Source organism: Paenibacillus baekrokdamisoli, from assembly GCF_003945345.1.
Classification (GTDB): domain Bacteria; phylum Bacillota; class Bacilli; order Paenibacillales; family Paenibacillaceae; genus Paenibacillus_Z; species Paenibacillus_Z baekrokdamisoli.
Window position 1 is genome coordinate 6,444,245 of record NZ_AP019308.1, and the last position, 13,682, is coordinate 6,457,926.

11 protein-coding genes and 1 pseudogene are annotated in these 13,682 nt (G+C 42.2%); 11 read left to right on the forward strand and 1 reads right to left on the reverse strand.

The window, feature by feature from the left end; genetic code table 11:
- Nucleotides 1–50: 50 nt before the first annotated feature.
- From EKN16_RS28325 to EKN16_RS28370, 10 genes and pseudogenes are all read left to right on the forward strand, one after another.
- Nucleotides 51–1,820 (forward strand): ABC transporter ATP-binding protein, encoded by a 1,770-nt coding sequence (locus EKN16_RS28325; RefSeq protein ID WP_125664503.1) that lies wholly within the window; start codon nt 51–53, stop codon nt 1,818–1,820.
- Entirely contained in the window at nt 1,817–3,550 is a 1,734-nt protein-coding gene (locus tag EKN16_RS28330; protein ID WP_164523030.1) for an ABC transporter ATP-binding protein, read from the forward strand. Before EKN16_RS28325 ends, EKN16_RS28330 begins: the two co-directional genes overlap by 4 nt.
- Nucleotides 3,551–3,863: 313 nt before the next feature.
- A pseudogene (locus EKN16_RS28335) lies at nt 3,864–4,510 on the forward strand (multidrug resistance efflux transporter family protein).
- A gap of 114 nt (nt 4,511–4,624) precedes the next feature.
- Nucleotides 4,625–5,365, forward strand: coding sequence for a WecB/TagA/CpsF family glycosyltransferase (locus EKN16_RS28340; protein ID WP_125664507.1), 741 nt, complete (start codon nt 4,625–4,627; stop codon nt 5,363–5,365).
- A gap of 260 nt (nt 5,366–5,625) precedes the next feature.
- A complete protein-coding gene (locus tag EKN16_RS28345; RefSeq protein ID WP_164523031.1) occupies nt 5,626–6,489 on the forward strand; it encodes an aldo/keto reductase in 864 nt (287 codons plus the stop codon).
- Nucleotides 6,490–6,619: 130 nt separating this feature from the next.
- On the forward strand, nt 6,620–7,060 hold the full coding sequence (locus tag EKN16_RS28350) for a hypothetical protein (protein ID WP_125664511.1): 441 nt from the start codon (nt 6,620–6,622) through the stop codon (nt 7,058–7,060).
- Between the two features lie 148 nt (nt 7,061–7,208).
- Complete coding sequence (locus tag EKN16_RS28355; RefSeq protein WP_125664513.1) at nt 7,209–8,012, forward strand: phosphotransferase family protein; 804 nt, start codon at nt 7,209–7,211, stop codon at nt 8,010–8,012.
- A 166-nt stretch (nt 8,013–8,178) separates the two neighbouring features.
- Nucleotides 8,179–9,018, forward strand: coding sequence for a hypothetical protein (locus EKN16_RS28360; protein WP_125664515.1), 840 nt, complete (start codon nt 8,179–8,181; stop codon nt 9,016–9,018).
- Complete coding sequence (locus EKN16_RS28365) at nt 9,015–9,617, forward strand: hypothetical protein (protein WP_125664517.1); 603 nt, start codon at nt 9,015–9,017, stop codon at nt 9,615–9,617. Before EKN16_RS28360 ends, EKN16_RS28365 begins: the two co-directional genes overlap by 4 nt.
- Nucleotides 9,618–10,172: 555 nt before the next feature.
- A complete protein-coding gene (locus EKN16_RS28370; protein WP_125664519.1) occupies nt 10,173–11,168 on the forward strand; it encodes a phosphotransferase in 996 nt (331 codons plus the stop codon).
- A 129-nt stretch (nt 11,169–11,297) separates the two neighbouring features.
- On the opposite strand, the gene EKN16_RS28375 is transcribed toward EKN16_RS28370, so the two are convergent.
- Nucleotides 11,298–12,515, reverse strand: a complete 1,218-nt coding sequence (locus tag EKN16_RS28375) for an IS110 family RNA-guided transposase (protein ID WP_125655743.1) — start codon at nt 12,513–12,515, stop codon at nt 11,298–11,300.
- Between the two features lie 437 nt (nt 12,516–12,952).
- Here EKN16_RS28375 and EKN16_RS28380 point away from each other — a divergent pair, with 437 nt between their 5' ends.
- Nucleotides 12,953–13,522: a hypothetical protein gene (locus EKN16_RS28380; RefSeq protein WP_125664521.1), complete on the forward strand. Its 570-nt coding sequence runs from the start codon at nt 12,953–12,955 to the stop codon at nt 13,520–13,522.
- Nucleotides 13,523–13,682: the final 160 nt, after the last annotated feature.

Sequence of the window (13,682 nt, forward strand, 5' to 3'; positions counted from 1 at the left end):
TATAGTAATATTTAGCTAATCCTATTACAAGAACGGAGCAGAGATTTCCCATGGAACGCAAAAATGAATCATATGCTACAGGAAAAACATTAATTCGTCTGTTTCAGATGTCAGGTCGGTACTGGCATTGGATGGTTTTACTCTTAGCTGCATCTATTATTACCTCGTTTATTGAGGTTGGATATATGGAAGCCATTCGCAGAATTATTAAAGGAGCAACTGAAACCAATGTAGGTTTGGTCTATGGTGGGGCTGTTCTAGGCATATGCATCATTGTCTCCCGTGTACTCATCACTACGCTGACAACTTGGTTAAGTACGGCATTAAATAATATCTCGGTTATGAGTCTCCAGTCGGCCATGTTAACCAAACTCGCCGATGCCTCCTTTGGGGAAACCCAGCGTTATCATACAGGTGATCTGACAAGCCGAGTCTGGGACTCTGCTAGGGAAGCGCAGCTAGGATTAAATGATAAGCTAATTTCTTTGCTGCGCAATATAATTCAAATCGTAATTGCTTTTCTCTATTTCAGTTGGATCAATATGACTCTATCACTAGGTGTGATTGGATATACATTGCTGTTCTCCGCAGTCGCAATTCCGTTAAGCAAATGGCTTCGGAAAAGCCATGATGAGCACAATATCCAAGTCGCGGAAAGAGATTCCTTTCTCACAGATGTGGTCCAAGCGCCTGAGGAAATAAGAACTTATGCTCTAGGCTCTTATATGAAAGGATTATTCGAGAATAAATTAAACCGCGTTTTCAAGCTATCCATGAAAGTATCGATAATGGAGCGGATATTGGATGCTAGTGGACGGTTCTCTACGTTCGGTGGGATGATATTTATCTTATTGGTCGGTGGACTCCAAATCTATGAGGGGCACATGGATATCGCTGGATTAGTCGCATTTCTCGTGGCAAGCAGCCAATTAACGCGGCCGCTTGTTTCCATTTCAGGACTATGGGCGGAGCTCATGGGGGCGATCTCTCACGCCAATCGAGTGTTTACCGTCTTTGATATGCAAAGCGAGAATGTATCCTCCGATGTAGATAACAGCGTCAGCTCGGCAAAAGGCCAAGGGATTACGCTTCATAACATCAGTTTTGCGTATTCCGATGAGCAAGAAAACACGCTATCCAATCTATCTTTCTCAGCCCACAAAGGGCATCTGACTGCTATTACAGGCTCAAGCGGTTGCGGCAAAACAACACTTTTACATGTTATTGCTGGCTTATACGAAGTTGGAATAGGAAACATTCATTATGATGGACTTCCTATCCAAGCTCTGTCCCCAAAACAATTACGCCATACGATTGCCTATGTACCGCAGGAATCTTTTATCGTTGCAGGGACATTTCGCGATAATATTACGTTTGGCAGCGAAGATGCAGCGCAAGAAAGGATCGTTTTGGCGGCACAACGTGCTTGCATCCATGAGACGATCATGCTTCACCCCACAGGGTATGACACGGTTATAGGAGATCAGGGAGTTCCTTTGTCTGGCGGTGAGAAACAGCGGCTCGCTCTAGCTAGAGCATTTCTTAAAAATGCTTCGGTTCTATTGTTAGATGAGCCAACATCAGCACAAGATCCGATTAATGAGCAGCGAATCAACAACGCTTTGATGGAATCCGCCAAGAATATGACGGTTATCATTGTGACTCATAAGCTATCCTCGATCAGACAAGCCGATCATATTGTCTATATGAATAAGGGCCAGGTTATCGATACCGGAACTCATGATGAACTAGTCGCAAAGAGAAGCGGATATGACCAGTTTATTAAACAACAAGAAGCAGTCGTGGAGGAATGGGTATGAACAGCGGAGAGACAACAAGCGTATGGAAGCATTGGCCGATCATACTCCGATTCATGAAGCCCTATTGGATAGCGGCCACTTTCGTTTTCATTCTTCTTTTTGGTGATGCTCTATTTGATTGGAGTGTTGCTTATTCACAGGGTTTCTTCATCGATTCCATAAAAGGAAGCAATCAAAAGGAAATAATCGGATTAACTTTAATCATGACAGCTGCTCTATTTGGATTCGTCTTACTACTTACAGTTCATCGATATCTTCTGGTTTGGCTGAATAATGCTGTCTATAAAGAGATGTCGTTACATTTATTTGGGTTAATTAACCGGATGCCCTTTTCTTTTGTGCAAAAACAATTGTCGGGCGATATCGTTCTCAGAGTGAAGGAAGATACCAAGCACGGCACGGATCTGATCGAAGCAGCGGTTGAATTCATAACCGTTATCTTCATTATTGCGCTATCTTTCGGGTACTTGTTGAAAGTAGATCGTTTGCTGGCTGTCGTTGCCATCCTCAGTGTTATTGCGATTTTTTTCTGCAGCCGCTTCTTTGATGGGCGGCTTCGAACCGAGTCCGCGAATGTGGAAGCTGGGGAGGCCGTCGCACAGCATAAAATTCAAGAATATATGAATGGAATTAGTGTCATTAAGCATTACGAAGCTGCAAAATGGTTCTTAGGCAGATTTACGAAGCATCAAATGGTTCTGAATCGAGGCCGTTCCAAACTTGCTATGACAGAAAGTATGGCGGATAACACGGCTATGGCAGTCTTTTATATGACTCAGCTAGTCGCATTGTCCATCATTGCCCTATCTGCTGCAAGAGAATCGCTCACTCCTGGAATGGTCGTTGCCTGCAGTTTACTGTTCGAACTGGTCGTTTGGCCAGTCTTGGGGCTCTCCCGTCAATGGAGCAGAATGCAAGAAGGGGCCGGAGCTTTCGGGCGCATTTATGACTGGATGAGAATGGAGCCAGAGATTAGTCGTTACCAGAAACAGCCTGACATTTTGAAAGAGCAGGAGCCCGTTCTGAAGCTGAGTGATGTACAATTTATGCCGGCCGAATCAGAAACGCCTGTCTTAAATGGGATTACGATGGAGGTCAACCGGGGCGAGATTATTGCTGTTGTAGGGCCTAGCGGTGCGGGTAAGTCAACACTTTGTAAGTTATGTGCTGGCTTATATGAGCCAACAATTGGTGAAGTGCTCTTATCAAGCCGATCGGCGTCAGATCAGCTGATGGAGGAGAATGATGTCGTTACCTATGTATCGCAGACACCTGCTTTCTTCGCTGGTAAAGTTAGAGATAACATTGTCTTAAACAAGCAGCAAGTTTCGGAAAATGAACTAATTCAAGCAGCAGAATCGGCCGCACTGCATAGCGTTGTTGATGGTTTAGACGGGAAATATGACGCGCCTATTAAGGAGAGAGGCTTAAATCTCTCAGGAGGACAACGGCAGCGGCTATCCTTGTCTAGAGTGTTTTTGCGAGAGTCAGAGCTCTACATTTTCGACGAGCCTACCTCTTCTTTGGATATTCAGACTGAGCAGGAGGTCATGCACAATCTGCTTTCCTTTTTGGAAGGGAAGACGGCTGTTATTGTAACTCATAAGATGGAGCTAGCGAAACTGGCTAGTCGCATTCTGGTAATGGATCGTGGAAGAATAGTCGAAGCAGGTACACATGAAGAGTTAATGCAGCAGCGGAAGCTATACTACAAGCTGAATACAGCCTAGTTGGATGAATAAAGGGGGCTCCCGAATGAGCTTGGAAAAGGGCTGCCGATTGGCAGCTCTTTTCTACGCTAAAGGGAAGATTTGTTAAAGAAAAAGTCTTGAAAATAAAAATGAAAAGCGATTTAATAAAGGAACAATCTAAACAGACAGATAGGTGAGTCATTTGCGAGCTATATTATTAGGTGTCTTCGCCGCTTTCTTTTTTGCTTTTACATTTGTTCTTAATCGATCTATGGAATTGTCAGGTGGGAGTTGGATTTGGAGTGCTTCGTTGCGTTATATCTTCATGGTTCCACTTCTTTTAATCATTGTAATGGCTAAAAATAACCTTGTACCTCTTTTGAAAGTAATGAGAGAACAATTAGGAACTTGGATGTTATGGAGCTTTGTGGGGTTTGGATTATTCTATGCTCCCTTATGTTTTGCTTCAGCATATTCACCGGGTTGGCTTATCGCTGGAACTCAAAAGACATTTCTTTAACAGATTTGTTATACGGAATCATACCTGTCATTATAGCTTCATTTGCTTATCCATTAGGCAATCATAAAATGATGGAGATATGTGCGGGGCGGTTAGATGCATATCAACGTGTACTAGGGATGACTTTAGCTAGTTTGCCGCTCTGGTTTGTGCTATCGTTGTACGGTTTTTTTAACGTGGGTACACCAAGTAAAGTGCAAACTGTTCAAGCCGTTTTGGTTGCCGTTTTTTCAGGGGTAATCGCTACTGTCCTATTCTTTAAAGCAACAGATATGGTAAGAGGGAACATGCAGAAGCTGGCTTCCATTGAAGCAACGCAATCCATGGAAGTGCTATTTGCATTAATAGGAGAACTAATATTTTTATCGATACAGGTTCCTTCTCCTTTATCTTGGAGCGGTATGTTTGTAGTGATCCTTGGGATGATATTACACAGTTATGTTACACACAATAAAAAAGAGATTCGTAGGGAACGATAGTCCAATACCGAAGGGTTGCCGAGTGGCAGCCCTTCACTCCGTTCACGGGCAGGTTAGTGACATCAAAACTTTTGTGCTAAGATATGGGTATATTAACCAAAGGTGGATATCCAAATGGAAAACTACTCAAAGATAATGGGAATACCGGTTCCAAAAATAACAATGGATTATTCTGTCGAATTACTTAATAACGTAATTCAACAGAATAAACCTGAACTTTTCCATGTGGTTACGTTGAATCCGGAAATCACAATGTCTTGTCAGCATGATAAGCAGTTACGATCGATTATTGATGAGGCTGGTCTTCTTACAGCCGATGGTATTGGAATTGTCATGGTATCTCGCCTAAAAGGAAATCCTCTTCCTGAGCGGGTTACTGGTTGCGACCTCTTAATCAAATTGCTTGAGACTGGGAACCAGAATCATTGGTCATTTTACTTACTTGGTGCGGATGAAGCAACAAGCAAAAAAACGTCGGAAGTTATCAATAGGACATACCAGAATGTATCTATATTGGGTAGACATCATGGTTTTTTTAATGAGTTGGAAGAAGCTAAGATTGTTGAAGATATCAGCTCCCTAAGACCTGATATCTTAGTAGTTGCACTTGGGGCTCCATATGCTGAACGTTGGATTCATAAGAACAAAAATAAACTCAACGCTAAAATCGCTATTGGTGTTGGGGGAAGTCTCGATATAATTGCTGGGAAAGTTAAAAGAGCGCCGGCAATCTATCGGAAGCTAAATATAGAATGGTTGTTTAGATTGATGAATCAACCATCGAGATGGAGAAGACAATTGATTCTCCCTCGGTTTGCTGTAAGAGCATTATTATTTAAAGAAAACAAAACTTAATTGTTGAACTAAAGGCCAGTTAAATGGAATGATAAAGTGTTTACATATTCTAGTACTGACGCATGCTAATTGGGTGAAAATGGTGTGTTAAATCAACGACGAGGCTGCCGACAATATGTATCCGGCAGCCTTTGTTGTGCTAACGGGGAGTAATCTTCAATAATGCATGTTAGAATATGGGTGTACTTAACAGCCGTAATACAAAACTTAATTCATGCTGCAATTTGTTTGGTATCAACCAGCTATTTGGGGGGTTAGTTATGTTATATCGTAGACTAGGCAACACAGGAGTAAGCATTCCTGCTATAGGACAAGGGACTTGGAAGTTTGGAGAAAAAAAGAATAGTGAGAAACAAGAAATAGAGGCATTACGTTTCGGTATAGAAAACGGGCTCACTCTGATTGATACTGCAGAAGAATATGGTAATGGTGGAGCCGAAAAAATTGTCGGTCAAGCAATTCAAGACATAAGAAATAATGTATTCCTTGTAACTAAGGTTTCTGAAAAAAATTGTTCTTACAAAGGTGTCTTAATGGCGGCCGAGGCAAGCTTAGAACACTTAAAAACAAGTCACATAGATTTATATTTACAGCACTGGCCAAGCCAACAATATGATGTCTCAGAAACGATGGAAGCGATGGCTGAATTAGTAAATAAGGGCTTGGTCAAGTATGTTGGAGTAAGTAACTTTACCACTCAATTAATGCTAGAAGCTCAACACTGTTTAGGCAGTATCCCGTTAGTTTGCAATCAAGTAGCATATCATTTAAACGATAGACGTATCGAGAATGAAGTTTTTCCTTTTTGTAAGGAAAATGGAATCACCGTTATGGGGTACTCCCCGTTCGGTTATGCTCCTCATGTGTTTGGCATGAATGGTTTTCCTGAGGTTGGAACAAAAGAACGAAATGTATTGGATTCAATAGGAGTTAAATATGGCAAGACAGCGTATCAAGTGGCGTTAAACTGGGTGTTAAGGCAGCGAGGAATTGTTACTATCCCTAAAGCGGTGAACAAGGAACACATCTTAGATAATCTGCATGCTTTAGGATGGGATTTACAGAAAGATGATTTTGATCAGATTGAGAATAACTTTCCGGTCGACATAAATGGATTACGCTAACGGGACACGATAGCGCAATAAACTACACCACGAGGCTGCCGTTGATTGAACGGCAGCCTCGTTACGCTAACGGGCAGGATAATTGAATAACCTTTCGGGAAAAATGCCTTGAAAAGGAGGGAGTTTTCCTATGTTTTGGAAGGGATTAAAAAATACAATCAGACTAGAGCTTTGCGTATTTCTGATTGTATTTATTGCTTTTATGTCAGTATTTGAAAATTCGGTGATAGCAGCTCCTAGCGAAGGTGAATTGAAGAAAATAAGCCCATATGATCCGTATGTTGCCCCCCATGAAAACATAGCTTTGATGAAAGAGGCGATGTTGTTTGAATTTTACTCAAGAATAGAAAAGGCTGTCATTTTGAAGTTCGGGAACATTAGAGCTTCATCCTATGAAATAGCTGGTGTAAGAAAGGACGGCCATGGTGGTTTTAATGTAAAGGTTACGGGGTATGTGGAGCATGGAGCTGTCGTTGATTATGTTGAAATAATTTTAGGCTCGCCGCATTTCGGCAGTGAATTAGTAGTGGAGAATATAATAATTACTGGAACTAAGAAAAAAGTGAATTAAACAGGGAGCTGACTGTCGCGGGCAGTTGCTCCCTTTTTTTTCATTGAAGTAACGGGCAGGATAACGCAGCAAAATGTTGAATCTGGAAGGAGTAAATCACCAGAGGTGAGATATGAAACAATTTGAAGGTAAGGTAGCGTGAAATCCCATGAATGACTTATTGGCGGGTATTGAATGGCATGAAACAAACCCAATTTTGAACACCCTGATTACTTCAGGGGCTGAACTGACGCTTAGCCCGCTTTCGCCGGGGCTTGAGGCGGATGTGATTAAGATCACGCAGGGGGAGAAGCATTTTGTGCTGAAGGTGTGGAACAATCGCTCGAAACCTGACATCCTGCGCCAATATCGCCTTTTGGAAGCTCTTCATCGGCAGGGAATCCGCGTATCCGAGCCGATCGGCTATGGGCGAACCGAAACTGGGGACGGTGTGCTGCTGACCCGCTATCACGGCACTTCAATAACGAAGGTGAGTCCAAGCATTTTTAAGAAAATTGCCGCTGTTTTAGCCGACATTCACCGGCTGCCTCCGGATGGATTGGAGGGTAGGGCGCTAGCTAGGTATGATTTTGTTGGGTATTTTTTCTCGGGGATCGAGGCGTTTCCGGCGATGAAAGAGGAACTGATCCGTCTCGTCGCTTCCGCGGATATGAAAATGGACCGGGTTATTCACGGCGATTTCAATTTAGGCAATATTCTAGAAGAGAATGGACAATACACGGTGATCGACTGGACGAACGGGCAACTGGGGGATCCTAGGTATGATCTGTCATGGGCTTGTCTGCTTCTGCGTATCTATTTGAGCGAGAGCAAAAGCCTTACGTTTTTGTACAAATATCAAGAGGAAATGCCCGTAGCGACGGGGGAGTTGGAGATCTTTGAAGCGCTTGCCTGTCTGAGGTGGCTACTTCTCGACCGAATCGCTGGAGTACCCAAACACGCGGATCGATGAAGAAGGTAAGAAAAATCGTAAGGGACAATCGATTATTAAATGAGAGTGTGCTGCTATAAGTTACGATTTCGAACAAGCGACAAAGCACCGCTTTTCTCCGACATCCTTATCTTAACCTGTATCCAGAATAGTGGTAAACTGGATGAATGAGGAAGGGGCGAGGGCTTTGCATACGAACCCAAAGCTGCGGCCGGGCAGTAAGTTCTTATGGCCGATTGTTGTGCTGTTGATTGCGGCAAGCTGGATCGGTAATGTTCGGTATTACCAATCCATGCAGCTGGAGAAACCGATCTTTTTGAAGCATTATATGATAGTAAACGGGAATCAGAGCGATCGGATCGAATTGACCTATTTAGAGAACAAAAAGAAAGGCAGGAAGGTAACGGGGATTCAGCTGGAGGAGCTCCCGATGCTTCGATTTCAAATCGATCCGCATCCGAATTCTTACAGGCATCAAGTGCTCGGGAAGGCTTATGGCGAATGGAGAACCGAGGAAGCCGGGCAAATGGAGAAGGTACCAGTCACGATCAAAGAAGCCACGGTATATTATAGCGAAGGCCAGCCCGAAAAGGTGCCGATCGGGGAAATCAATGTGGTGTGGGATCAGAAGGAGAGCTTGCTGGAAATGTCGTCAAGCAGAGGCTCCACAGACGGTACTGGCCAATACAGCGTAACCGTCAAGCAGCCTCTTACCTTGGAACAAGTCGATTACAGTTTCAGTGACAGGCTAAGTTCTATGTTCGAGCTGACAATGGCAGGCCGGGATAAACCGATTCCACAGCTGCCTATACGGCTAGCCGCCGGGGCCCCGTTGACGTTTAACTACAAATGGATCATACCGGAGAATACACCGGCAGCCTTCGAGGTGTATAAAACGTACATTTTGCTTACCTTCAAGACAGAGGACGGAAGAACGATATACGATCGCATTCCTACCAATTTCAATCTTTACCTGAACGAGAAGCAAATCAAGCGGCTGGTTCGCTCCGGAGGTGAGCTTTCTTGAACCCTTCCATGCGAAGCGCATTAAGGAGGCTCGGCTGGGGACTTGTATTTCCGCTCGTTGATCTTCATTTGGGATCCTTCGATGTTCTCCCGGATTTGATCGGATATATTATGATCCTTATAGCTTTAGGCCAGCTCGGAACCGTGGATATTAGCTTCAAAAAGGCAAGCTGGCTGGCGGCTGTCCTCATCTTCTTATCGTTGCCGCAGCTCATGGTCAAAACGAGCATTGACATCAACCAGTTAACCACCGCACCGCTTGGCATGCATGCTTACATTCAAGGAACAGCCATTCTGCATGCTCTGCTCGCCTATTTGATCTTTCAAGGACTGTATGCGGTCGCGAGACCGATAGCTCCACCGGAGCTGCTGGATACCATTATCATCAGGCGGAAGCTCTACATGGTCGTGTTTGTTGCGCAGCTTATCTTTTATCCGTTTCTGTTGAATATAGAAGAAAGCTGGTCGATCATGCTCCTTTTCATCGGGATATTCCTTTTTATCGCGGAGCTGCTGTTGGTCCGGCTACCGTTTCGTTTATCACATATAAGAAACATGCCTATAGATTATGGCGATAATCCAGGAACGGCACCGCTATAATGCAAAAACGAACCCTCTAGAGCAGGATCCCGGCGGTTCTTTTCAATTGCCCAAAATTAATGAGTGGGTAGTACACGGCTGTTGATTTAAATTGTTGAACTAATGGGTAACTATAGTGGAGGAGCTTGCTACGTGGCGGCTTCTCTTTTCTATTGAAGTAACGGGCAGGATAGTTACAAATAAAGGAATTATCTGCATCCTGAAGAATATCTAATTAGTTATATTGTTTGACTGCATAGAATACCTAAGAACAAGAGTGGATGGTGGTAATTGGATGAAAGTAATAATTGGTGCAGGTCGGACAGAGTATGATGGTTGGCTCAGTACGCAGGAAGATGAGTTGAATTTATAATAAAGAGTAATGCCTAAGCATTTATCGCTTCATAAAGTTATCGGGCAGTATAGCGTTGTAGTATAAGTCAAAAAATATTAAAGATAAACTTTCTCATTTATAAGCAAAATGAAATGGTATTATTGGTAATTGGTAAGCATAATATTCGCCCGTAGTTTGGAAGGGCGAGACGAAGAAATATTATATTAGGCGGTGTACCTAAATTGGAAAATAGTGTTACGTTCCATAAAATATTGACCGATTTAAATTTAGGCTCTTTCAAACTACAACCACAAAGGGTTTCTGGTGGTTATATGCATAAAATGTATTGTTTAGAGACCACTACAGGAAAATATGCAATAAAGCTATTAAACCCCGCTATTATGAAAAGGCCGGATGTATTCCGGAATTATCAAAGGGCAGAGCGTTTAGAACGGGTATTGCAAGAAAACAAAATGCCCATTGTTCCGGCAATGGAGATAAATGGCCGCAAAATGCAGTGTATCGAAAATCAATATTACTACGTCTTTCCGTGGGTTGAAGGGAGAGCGCTTCATTGGGATGAAATAAAAAAGGAGCATTGTAAAATAGCGGGTGAACTCTTGGCTAAAATTCACAAAATCGAGCAGTTTGAGAAACCATTTGTCAGAGATGAAATTTGTATTGATTGGGGCGCATATATTGCCACGGCAAATACAGAGTGTCCAGAAATCGCAGACAAGTTAAATAGTTGTAGAGAAATCTTGTACGCTTGCCAAAAAGAATTTAATATGGCACTAAAAAAGATACCGGCTGTCACCTGTATCAACAACGGCGATATGGACAGCAAAAATATTTTGTGGGTGGATGGAAATCCTTTTATTATTGATTTAGAATGTCTTGATTATGGAAATCCATTTTGGGATATGTATCAACTGGCTTTAAGTTGGTCGGGCTATGTGCTTTGCAGCATAGACTTTGAGTTATTAAAGGCGTTTATCGTATCCTATCATGAAGAGTACGGGAATGTTCAGGTTGATTGGGAAACGCTGTACGGCAGCGGCTTTGGTTGGCTTGAGTGGCTTGAATATAATATAAAAAGGGCTTTGATGATTGAATGTACAGATGAGGAAGAAAGACAAATGGGTATCAGCGAAGTCCACGAAACAATTCATCGTATCGTTTATTATCATTCTATAAAAGAAAAACTATTACAAAATTTGACAACAATCTTTTGCTAAAAATTATGAAAGCTTCAACTACCATGAAAATTAAAAGCTGGGAGTCGAAGAAAAGAGCAGCACTAAAGAAGACGCGTCTCTTTGATTTTTTAAAAATATGAAGCGCCTAGGATATTGGTGATCCGTGGATCAGGAGACTTCCGAAATGGTAACGTTGTAGCCTAAAGTTTCGAGTCTTCGAACCGAATTCCGTACAATAGCTCCAAGTTTTTGTTTATCAAAATAATCTTCACCTAAGTCTACATACATTTCTTTTCTTGTCAGCAGATAATAAGCGATTCTCAGCATGGCATGGGCCACAACAACAGCTGCTCTTTTTCTGCCTTTTCGTGCTAATGTTCGTCTGTACATAGCGCCAAGATAGTTTTTTGAAGCACCTACGGAGTGTGCGGCTTCTGTTAAGGCAGATTTTAAATATTTGTTTCCTTTCTTTCCTTTAGAGGATTTCCGTTTGCCTGCACTCTCATTATGTCCAGGTACGAGTGCTGCCCAAGAACATAAGTGAGCCGCACTTGGAAACTGTTCTTTAATGTTTGTTCCTATTTCAGCTAAGATTTGTTCAGCCATTCGAGTGGCAATTCCAGGGATAGAGTCTAATCGCTCGATGTCTTCTTGATCTGAAATAACTCTCTGGGCAACCTCTTGATCTAACCTCTCAATTTGTTCGGTGAGGAAGTCAATGTGACCTAAAATGGTTTTAAGCATCATGCGTTGATGAGGATTAACGTAACCTCGAAGAGCGAGCTCAAGTTCATCTTTCTTCTTTTTCAGCGTTCGCCGAGCGAAGCTTGCTAATTTCTCCGGATCTTCTTCACCGTCTGCGATGGCGTGAAGCATGTCCTTAGATGAGACACCCATAATATCTGAAACCACAGACCCAAGCTTGATATTTGCTCCTTCTAACACTTTTTGAATCCGATTATGTTGTCTAGCTCGTTCTTCAATGATGCTTCGGCGATAACGAACTAGTTCTCGCAGTTCCCTTTGGTAACGGTTCGGAATGAAGCTTGCCTTTAGCAGCCCATGACGAAGAAGTTGGGCTATCCATTCCGCATCTTTCACATCCGTTTTACGTCCGGGGAGAGCTTTCATATGCTGAGCATTTACAACTAAAAATTCAATATCTTCAGCTTCTAATAGGTTAACTATTGGCTTCCAGAATACGCCTGTACTCTCCATCGCTACGTGGGTACAACCATGCTTTTTAATCCAGTCAATTAATTGGAGTAGAAATACGGTTTTAGTAGAGAACGTTTGAATCTCCTTTCCTTCGGGTGTCATTGTACATGCAGTAATGGAATCCTTATGAACATCCATGCCACATGCGCGCTCAATGAGTATATCCATTGAAATTGTCCTTTCTACGGCTTTGAATATTGGGGGCTGGTGCAACAACCAAAATAGGATTAATCTACCATGAGTGCTTCCCGAAGGAGCGACATTCTGTGATGCACCGTGGTCGGTGGAGTCAGACTAACGGATGGGCTCTAAGGCACCATAGTTGATCGACCTTCCTCACCCAGCCGTAGTAGAAGTATTGACGGATTTCATCCATTTTCATCCTCTGTGGTGCAGCGCTGGTCTTGCGCTGCATGAATGGCTAACGGGAAACGATAGTTGAATGATATACATTGATGAGCAGGCGCTTCGGTAGCCTGCTCATTTTATTAAGCTAACGGGCAGAATTACGCAATAACTTCGAGAATACTACCATTAAGGTAGTCGCGAATTTTCGAAATTCGTTAAATAAGACGTTATACGCAATTCTCGAAAGGCGGAAAGACATGAAGAAAGACGAATTAACTTTGAAATCGATAGTTCAACAGAAATTTGTTGGAGAATACTATCCTTACAATCTTGAACAGAAAAATGATGAAGAGATCGATTCATATATTAATAATTTAGTTGGCGGTTTAAGTTCGATAAAAAATTTGAAAGTCGAAGCAGATTTTAATAACTATGGAAGTGGATATGCTTCATTTGTAAATATCTTCTGCTATAAGAAAGATGGATCGTCAACAGAAATCATTAAAGGGCATACAACCATCAATGGTATTTTGCTGTATGTGTGCAGACACGCACCCGTCGCTGCGTATGGGCGAAGTCAAGTTAGACGACATTCACATGGAGGAAGTCATGAATTTTTAACTACAAAATTAATAGCAACAGTACCTACTGGAGAATGGATGGAAATAGAGAATAGGATAAAGGAACAATTGGAAAATTATCATTTTGGAATTCTAAGTAAAGATTATCTTGAAGAACCAATAGATTTTAATATATCTATTCCAACAATTATTAATGAAGACGAAAGTTATAAGATTTTTGACTGTTTCTTTTTCTGGGAAGATTAATTATTTGAATGCTCAACAAGAAGTCGAGAACTGTGTATAACATCATATTCACGCTTCGGGCCATTCAGCTAAAGGGTAACGCTAGTGCAGAAAAGAGATTAAACCTCTCAATAAACTAGATTTATTAGGATTATTGGGAGGGTTTTACTATGAAGTTGAG